Raw genomic sequence first — 898 nt, 5'->3', positions numbered from 1 at the left:
TCGACCGCGACGGCCGCGAGATGGGCGTCACCGTCCAGAACGTGATCGACGAGCTGGCGTCGGCCGCCAACCTCCTCGCCGGCGAGGGCGCGGGCGGCACGCCTGTCGTCGTCGTCCGCGACTGGACGTTCGGCGACCATGACGGCTCGAACAACCACTTCCGCGCGGTCGACGGCGACTTCGTCCGCCAAGCGCTCCGCGACTGGGAGTTCCGGACGTAATCACCACACCATGCTCGGCATCGAACTCACCCCCGAACACGACCTGCATCGCCTCGTCGACCTCGGCGTCCGCGCCGAGGAAGCCGGCTACGACGCCGTCTACTCGACGTGTCACTACAACAACCGCGACCCGTGGGCGTTCCTCTCACAGCTCGCGACCGCGACGGACGAGGTCAGGCTCGGCCCGGGCGTCGCCAACCCGTACGAGACCCATCCCGTGACGCTCGCATCGCGGGTCGCGACCGTGGACGAACTATCAGAGGGCCGGGCCGTCTTCGGGCTCGGCCCGGGGGACCCTTCGACCCTCCGCAACCTCGGGCTGGAGGATGAGCGTGGGCTCCGCTCCGTGCTGGAGGCGTTCAAGACGGCGCAAAAGCTGTGGGCCGGCGAGCGCGTCGACCACGACGGCAGCTTCGACGCCACCGACGCCGGACTCAACTACGAACCCCCGCAGGGCGCGTCGATCCCGGTCCACGTCGGTGGCGAGGGACCGCACATGTGTCGGATGGCGGCGAAACACGCCGACGGCCTCCTGTACAACGGCTCACACCCGAAGGATCTCGCGTGGGCCCGCGACCAGGTCGACGACGGACTCGGCGACCGACCCGAGCACCGTGGCGAGTTCGACCTGATCGCCTACGCCGCCGTCTCGGTCGCCGAGGACGGCGAGGCGGCCC

Annotated in this window: 2 protein-coding genes; both read left to right on the top strand. The window is 70.2% G+C overall.

Annotation, left to right across the window (positions count from 1 at the left end; all coding sequences use genetic code 11):
* On the top strand, positions 1 to 221 hold a 221-nt coding region (locus ACFQEU_RS16805), incomplete at its 5' end, for a coenzyme F420-0:L-glutamate ligase (RefSeq protein WP_379784000.1).
* Between the two features lie 10 nt (positions 222 to 231).
* Positions 232 to 898, top strand: a 667-nt coding sequence (locus ACFQEU_RS16800) for a 5,10-methylenetetrahydromethanopterin reductase (RefSeq protein WP_379783998.1), incomplete at its 3' end; no start/stop codon positions are given.

This window comes from Halorubrum tibetense, assembly GCF_042661865.1.
Classification (GTDB): domain Archaea; phylum Halobacteriota; class Halobacteria; order Halobacteriales; family Haloferacaceae; genus Halorubrum; species Halorubrum tibetense.
Note: the sequence above shows the minus strand (reverse complement) of the source record. Positions and strands in the feature narration are given on the sequence as shown.